The organism is Staphylococcus sp. HMSC063A07, from assembly GCF_001836955.1.
In the GTDB taxonomy this organism is placed as follows: Bacteria; Bacillota; Bacilli; order Staphylococcales; family Staphylococcaceae; genus Staphylococcus; species Staphylococcus lugdunensis.
Genome location: NZ_KV830924.1, coordinates 457,814 through 466,259 on the forward strand (window position 1 = coordinate 457,814; position 8,446 = coordinate 466,259).

Consider the following 8,446-nt stretch of genomic DNA (forward strand, 5'->3'; position numbering starts at 1 on the left):
TTTGCCTGAGTATCATTTTTTACACAATTAAAGTATACCATAACTAATTGTAGTAAACAAATTGTAACAATATTTAGTGCGTCAATTACATATCAAATATAGATAACTGTGCTTTATCTGGTAAATCTGGTAAAGAACCCAAATCATCTAAGTAATCAATAATCTTTTGTGATAAGCCAGCTTTTTTATTTAAATCTTCTTTTGATAAGAAAGGACCTTCACTACGCGCCTCTACAATACGTTGCGCAACGTTTTCACCAAGTCCAGGAACTGCAATAAATGGTGGAATTAAAGAATCACCTTCGATAATAAAATCAAATGCCTGGCTTTTCTCTAAACTAATCGGCTGCATACTAAAGCCTCTATGAGCCATCTCATTCACTAACTCTAACACTGTTAATACGTCTTTTTCTTTTTTACCTAATTCCATATAGCGTGCATACATATCTTTAACAGTATTTTTAATGCTTTCTTTATCTTTAATCATCGTGATTAAATCAAAATCAGATGCACGAATCGTAAAATATGCTGCATAATAATACAATGGATGATGTACTTTAAAGTAAGCAATGCGTACTGCCATTAAAACATATGCTGCCGCATGTGCTTTAGGGAACATGTACTTAATTTTCAAACATGAATCTAAATACCAGTCTGGTACATTATTTTCTTTCATGGTTTCAATCATCTCATCGGTTAATCCTTTACCTTTACGTACGGATTCCATTATTTTAAATGCCATAGATGGTTCTAGTCCGGCGTACATTAAGTACACCATGATATCATCACGGCAACCTATCACACCCGATAAATCACATATACCACTTCGCACTAGTTCTTGGGCGTTACCTAACCATACATCTGTACCATGAGACAATCCTGAAATTTGTACTAACTCCGAAAAAGTAGTTGGTTTTGTATCTTCAAGCATCTGTCTTACAAATCCTGTACCAAATTCAGGTACCCCAAACGTCCCTGTTTTACATAAAATATCTTCTTCCGTCACACCTAGCGTTTCAGGGCTACTAAAAATTTTCATTGTTTCTTTATCATCAACTGGAATTGTTTTCGGGTCAATACCTGATAAATCTTGCAACATACGAATCATGGTAGGATCATCGTGCCCTAGTATATCAAGTTTTAAGACATTATCATGTATAGAATGAAAATCAAAGTGTGTCGTCATCCATGCTGAATTCTGATCATCAGCCGGATATTGAATTGGCGTAAAATCATAGATATCCATGTAATCTGGTACAACAATAATGCCCCCCGGATGTTGTCCAGTCGTACGTTTTACTCCTGTACATCCTTTAACTAAACGATCAATTTCAGCACCACGCTTATGAATTCCTTGATCATTTAAATAGCCTTTAACATATCCGAAGGCAGTTTTTTCAGCAACTGTACCTATAGTCCCTGCACGAAATACTTTGTCTTCTCCGAAAAGAACTTTCGTATAGTTATGCGCGTTTGGTTGATATTCACCACTAAAATTCAAGTCAATATCAGGTACTTTGTCACCTTTGAATCCTAAGAATGTTTCAAATGGAATATCTTGACCTTCTTTAATTAATTCACTGCCACATGTTTCACATTTTTTATCTGGTAAATCAAAGCCAGAACCTACAGATCCATCATTAAAGAATTCACTCGTTTTACACTGTGGACATATATAGTGCGGAGGTAGCGGATTAACTTCTGTAATTTCAGTCATTGTTGCTACGAAGCTTGATCCTACTGATCCCCTTGATCCCACTAGATATCCATCTTCTAAAGATTTCTTAACAAGTCGCTGAGAGATTAAATATATAACTGCGAAACCATTACCGATAATACTGGCTAACTCTTTTTCAAGTCGATCAATAACAATTTGTGGTAGATCTTCACCATATAATTTTTTGGCATTACTATAGCTTAATTCACGTATTTCTTCATTTGCACCCTCCATTCTTGGAGTAAATAACTGATCTTTAATCGGTACAACACGTTCAATGCGATCAGCCAAAGCATTTGTATTTTTAACGACGATTTCATATGCCTTTTCTTCTCCTAAGAAATGAAATTCATCTAACATTTCATCAGTTGTTCTAAAATGTGCTTTAGGTAAAGTTGAACGATTCAATGGGTTACCTGGTTGTGAAGCGATTAATATTTTACGCGCTATGCCATCATGTTCATTTAAGTAATGGGCATTACCTGTTGCAATAACAGGTATATTGGCCTGTTCTCCTGCTTTAAGCAAACGTTGGTAAATCTCATGTAACGTCGCTGTGTCACGGATTAACTCTCGATCAAGTAAATCTTGATACAATGCAGGTGGTTGAACTTCGATAAAATCATAATAGTTCGCAACTTTTTCAACTTCCGATTGATCGCGTTGCATTACAGCTGTAAATAATTCACCTTCATCACATGCTGTGCCAATTAATAGACCTTCACGGAATTCATCAAGTAGAGATCTTGGAATACGAGGTGTACGATAATAATATTTGACCAATGATGCACTAACAATTTTAAAGAGATTTTTAAGTCCTTCTTGGTTTTGGACAATCAGTGTGACATGAGATGGACGTGCACGTTTATACGCGTCCTCATTCGACAACTTCTTATTGATGTCTTTATGATTTGATACACCTAATTCTTTCATTTGTTGAAGCATCTTAATAAAAATATATGCAGTAGCTTCAGTATCATAAATTGCTCTATGATGTTGCGTAAGTTCGACACCATATTTTTTAGCTAAAAAGTTTAATCCATGTTTACCATATTCTGTATTAATCGTTCTAGATAATTCAAGCGTATCGATTACTCCATTGGTCGAAGGTCCAAAACCTATGCGCTCATATCCGGTGTCAATAAAGCCCATGTCAAAAGAAGCGTTGTGTGCTACGAAAATAGCATCCCCAACCCATTCTTTAAATTCTGTCAATACTTCATCAATTTCGGGTGCATCTGTCAACATATCATCTGTAATATGCGTTAAATTAATAATTGTTTCTGATAATTTTTGATGTGGATTGCTAAAACGTTCGAATTTATCAATAATTTCACCATCATAAACTTTAACAGCCGCTAACTCAATGATTTGATCATATTGATTGGATAAACCCGTTGTTTCAACGTCAAACACTACATAAGTAGCATCTTTTAAGTCACGATTCGTGGGTTTATATGCAATAGGCACACCATCGTCTACCAACATACCTTCCATTCCATAAATCATCTTTATGCCATGCTTTTCTGCTGCACTATGCGCATCTGGAAATGCTTGAACACCGTTGTGATCCGTCACTGCTATCGCTTTGTGACCCCATTCGGCTGCTTGAGCAACATAACTATTAATGTTAGGTATCCCATCCATTTGACTCATTGCAGTATGTAAATGAAATTCTACGCGCTTCTCTTTTGATTTATCTTGTTTAGGTATTTTTTTAATTTCTTCAATATCAGACATCATCATAACTAAATCTCTGACAAAACTATCTTCCTCAATGCGTCCTTGAGCACGTATCCACTTGCCGACACTTAAAGCTTTAAAGTGATCTAAGTCATCTTTGTTTTTACGTGTGAACATCTTTAATACTAATGAGTCTGTGTAATCAGTAACTTTTAATTCGACTATGTGACGACCACTTTTAAGTTCTTTTAAATTTATATCAAAAATAACCCCTTCAATTGCAACTTTAAATTCCTCTTCAACAATTGATTCGATAGTTCTAATATTTTCAACTTGTATTGTTTTTCCAATTTGACACTTAGAAACGGTACTTTCGTTATTGTCTTGTTGTTTCGCTTTTTCTGCTTTCATTTTTTCAAGTTTTTCCGTAGCTTCACGTGCACTTTGTTCATCCTCTTGTTGAATATGTGCTTCAAGTGATGCTAAGTTTTCATCTTGATGACTATGATCTGTTTCAAAAACAACTTTATTGATATCAAAACCACACTGCTGATATGCCTTTACCAAACTCCCATTACAAACTTTGTCAAAGTGATTTCTTTCGACATCATTAGAAACCATCACTTTCAAGACATCGCCTGACATAATTAGGCTTTTTTGCTTTAACTGTCCTTTAACTTTTGGAGATAATGCTGTCTGATCAATACAATAATCAAAATATTTTATCGCAAATTCATCTTGGTTATGAGTATCAGCAATAGTAAAATGCCACTGTACAGTTGCTATTTCTTTAAATTCTTCGACTATTGCGTGTGTAAAGATAAGATAGTCTTCTTTAGATAAAAAACGTGGTAACTTAATTTGGAAATCCCAAGTTCTGTTCTTTTTCGAAACATCTATACGCATTAATTCGCCTTGTTCTATAATATCTTGCTCAAGCTGATTAGCTATTTTAATCTGGTCAGCAAGTACTTTAAATTTTTCTTGATTTGTCATTGCCAAGACAACTACCACCTTAAAATATTACTTTTATCACGTTAAAATATCAATTTTTGCTAATAATTCAAAAATAAATTTACTTCTTATTATACTACTGTAATTTAAAAAATTCATGTCTGCAAAATAACTTTTTGTTACACAACCAGGTACTTTGTTCAATCAAAAGCGGTGAAAACCTATGAGTAGGAATTTTCACCGCTTTATGTCATTTATACTTTTAAACTTTATAATTCGTTATAAATAGCTTTAATGTATTGTTCAAGTTGTTCAACATGTACATCTTCACTTGTGCCTGTACGTCGAACTTTGACTTCAACGATGCCTTCAGCTGCTTGTTTACCTACAACAATACGAATAGGTAACCCAATTAAATCTGCATCATTAAATTTCACACCGGCACGTTCTTTTCTATCATCATATAATACGTCAAACATACCGTTAAGTTGCTCATACAAATTATCTGCTAATGATTGTTGTTCTTCTTTTTTAGGATTTACAGTAATAAGATGCAAATCAAACGGTGTTACAGTTTTAGGCCAAATAATACCGTTATCATCATTATTTTGCTCAACAATAGCACTTAATGTACGAGAAACACCGATGCCATAGCATCCCATAATTAATGGTTGTGCTTTTCCTTGATTATCTAAGAACGTCGCATTCATCGCTTCAGAATATTTAGTGCCAAGTTTAAAGACTTGTCCAACCTCAATACCTTCTGCAAATTGAGCTTTACCAGATCCATCGCTCAACATTTCACCTTCAAGAATAAAACGAAAATCACCAAAATCATCTACAGTAAAATCTCTGCCTATATTTGCGTTCATGTAATGATAACCATCTTCATTAGCACCTATGACTAAATTCGTTAAATCTTGCACATAATTATCAGCAATTATTTTGATATCTTTATCAAAAATTGGACCTAGTGAACCCGGATGTGCACCTACTAAATTGACAATTTCATCTTCTGTTGCCATCTCAATAGCATCTGTGCCAAAATATGATTTTAATTTAACGTCATTAAGTTCATGATGACCTCTGATAAGAATCATGACAAATTCACCGTCTATTTTAAAAATCATTGATTTAACAATGGCGTTTAATGGTAACTGTAGGAAGTCTGCTAACTCTTGGGCAGTTTTAACATTTGGTGTTTCAATTTTAGTTAAGTCTGCTGACGATTCTTCTTGACGTTGTGGCTGATATACAACTTCTGCTTTTTCAATATTAGCTGCATAATCACTTTCATTACTATAAACAATCGTATCTTCGCCAATTTTACTTAGTGCCATAAATTCGTGGGTATGATTGCCACCAATAGCACCAGAATCGGCAAGTACAGGGCGCACGTTAATACCTACACGTTTAAAAATTCTTCCATATGCTTGATACATGTCTTGATATGTTGCATCTAATGATGCTTCATCAGCGTGAAAAGAATAGGCATCTTTCATTATAAACTCACGTCCACGTAATAAGCCGAAACGTGGTCGTTTTTCATCACGGAATTTTGACTGAATTTGAAATAGCGTAAGTGGTAGACGCTTGTATGATTTTAATTCATCTCGAACTAAAGAAGTAACTACCTCTTCATGTGTAGGCCCTAATGCAAACTCTCTCCCATTTCTATCTTTTAAGCGCATTAATTCTGGACCGTATGCGCTCCAACGACCTGATTCTTCCCAAAGTTCAGCTTGTTGTAATACTGGCATTAAAATTTCAACTGCATCAATGCGTTCCATTTCTTCGCGAATGATTTTAGAAATATTATTAAGGACACGTGTTGCTAATGGTAAGTAACTATAAATACCACTTGTACTTTGTTTGATTAGTCCCGCTTTAAGGAGTAATTGATGACTCAAAGCTTCAGCTTCAGCAGGCACTTCTCTCATAGTTGGTATAAATACTTTTGATTGTCTCATGACTTTCTCCTCCTATAATTATAAGAAATAGCGTTGAATATCATTCCATGTTACTGCTATCATAACAAGCAAGACAAAAATAGCCCCTGCTGCAATAATCATTGTTTCTGCTTTTTTATTAATTGGTTTTCTAAAGATAGCTTCATAAATAACGAATAAAATACGACCACCGTCAAGGGCAGGTATTGGTAATAAATTCATTATACCTAGGTTAACACTTAATAGCGCTGTATAACTTATTAGATTATAAATTCCAGATTTTACTACCGTATCTACATTATGATAAATACCCACAGGTCCATTTAACATATTAAACGTAAAGTCTCCTGTAAAAATACTAGCTAATAATGTACCCACAGCCTGGAATATTAGCTTTCCTTTATCGAAGAATTCTGTTACACCAAATTTTAACGATGGTAGTAAAGAATGGTCATATGTTGGTGCAATACCCAATAAAAATGTAGATTGTGTTTTAGTTTTAGTAGTTTTTTGTTTAAATTCTTTAGGTTTAATTTCGATATTCTTTGTTTTATTATCGCGTTCAATTTTTACTATTGTGCTTTTAGCTTTCGTGCCATCTAAGGTTTTCTGAATGTCTTTAAAATTTTTGATGTCTTGCCCGCCGATTTGAAGAATTTTATCTCCCTTATGAATACCAGCTTGTTGGGCAGGATATTTATCAATTGTTTTGTCTACTATAGTAGTCGGTGCACCACTATACATAGCTAATCCAAGAAAAAGAACTAACGCTAAAATAAAATTAAACAATGGCCCAGCAAAAAGTGTTAAAAACTTTTGTAACGGTTTTTTATGTGCAAATTGGCGATTTCTAGGGGCAATTTGAATTAAACTACCATGTTCAACAAAGAACGCTTTCTGCGCAATATTGAAGTGATGACGTTGTTCATCATACGCTGTAATACCCTCTATAAATAACTCATTTTTAAAATCACATTTTTTAACTTCGATAGCTTCAATTTGTTGAAATTTGTGCTGATCATCTAAAATAATGTGTGTAATTTCATCTTGCTCATTGAGTTTAATTTTAACATTCATACCAGGTTGTACTGGCAGTTCTTCAAGCCCATCACCTGCCATACGGACATAGCCACCAACTGGTAACAAACGGATCGTATATAACGTTTCATTCTTTCTAAAGCTAAAGATTTTTGGTCCCATCCCAATTGCAAATTCTGGGCACATAATTCCTGCACGCTTTGCAAAAAACATATGCCCATATTCATGCACTGTCACTAGCACTCCAAATACGATAGCAAATGATACAACTGTAATTAATATGCTCAATAACTACACCTCTATAATTTATTTGATTTCATGCTGAAAATCATTACTTATTCAAAAATACTATATAAAACGTACATATAATGTCAATTCATTTTATAAACCTTCATAATACTTATTACTCATGGTTTAGCTATCTTAGCATTATTTTATAAGAACACGTTTTAAATTTAAATATATATAAGAAAAATGCTAACTTTGATACTATATCCGTTTTAATGATTTCTATTTACATCACAGTATTCATTTTAATAATCTCTTGTCTATCATATTGATAAACAACTTCTTAAGTATATCATTTTATATAACTTAGTTCCTACTATCAAATAAATAATTTTACTTAATAATTGTTAAATATATAGCTGCAAATAAGTTAACGGGAGCTGGAAAAGTTATTTTAACTTTCATTTCCACTCCCGTATAGTAACTTAGTTTATAAGATTCATATTCGTAATGCTTAAATTTATAATAGTATTACATATTTAATAGAACATTTCCATCTTACTATCTTTTATTTATCTTCTTTTTTTGAACGTCGACGATTTAAGAATAATAATCCACCTAAAAATAGAAGTATGCTTGATATAAAGCCAGTTTGTTCTGACTGTTCTCCTGTTTTTGGCAAGGATTTATCTGTGTTTTTCTGTGTAGTGTTATTTGAGTCATAATGTTGATGTTGAGCTTTCATTATTGATATACCACGTTGATTAGAATTATTATCAACTTCAACACTTACATTATCATTTTCTGAATCACTATCTGAGTCCACATTGCTGTCGGAACCGGAATTGCTGTCAGAATCTGCGTCGCTATCGGAATC

At 33.7% G+C, this 8,446-nt stretch carries 4 protein-coding genes; all 4 read right to left on the bottom strand.

Annotated features, from left to right (window positions below; genetic code table 11):
- Positions 1 to 85: 85 nt before the first annotated feature.
- Positions 86 to 4,396 (bottom strand): PolC-type DNA polymerase III, encoded by a 4,311-nt coding sequence (locus HMPREF2597_RS08190; RefSeq protein WP_141760431.1) that lies wholly within the window; start codon positions 4,394 to 4,396, stop codon positions 86 to 88.
- A gap of 227 nt (positions 4,397 to 4,623) precedes the next feature.
- Positions 4,624 to 6,324 (bottom strand): proline--tRNA ligase, encoded by a 1,701-nt coding sequence (locus tag HMPREF2597_RS08195; RefSeq protein WP_002459281.1) that lies wholly within the window; start codon positions 6,322 to 6,324, stop codon positions 4,624 to 4,626.
- Positions 6,325 to 6,342: 18 nt separating this feature from the next.
- Positions 6,343 to 7,629: an RIP metalloprotease RseP gene (gene rseP, locus HMPREF2597_RS08200; protein WP_002459282.1), complete on the bottom strand. Its 1,287-nt coding sequence runs from the start codon at positions 7,627 to 7,629 to the stop codon at positions 6,343 to 6,345.
- 508 nt (positions 7,630 to 8,137) lie between these two features.
- Positions 8,138 to 8,446, bottom strand: a 309-nt coding sequence (locus HMPREF2597_RS08205; RefSeq protein WP_141760430.1) for an LPXTG cell wall anchor domain-containing protein, incomplete at its 5' end; no start/stop codon positions are given.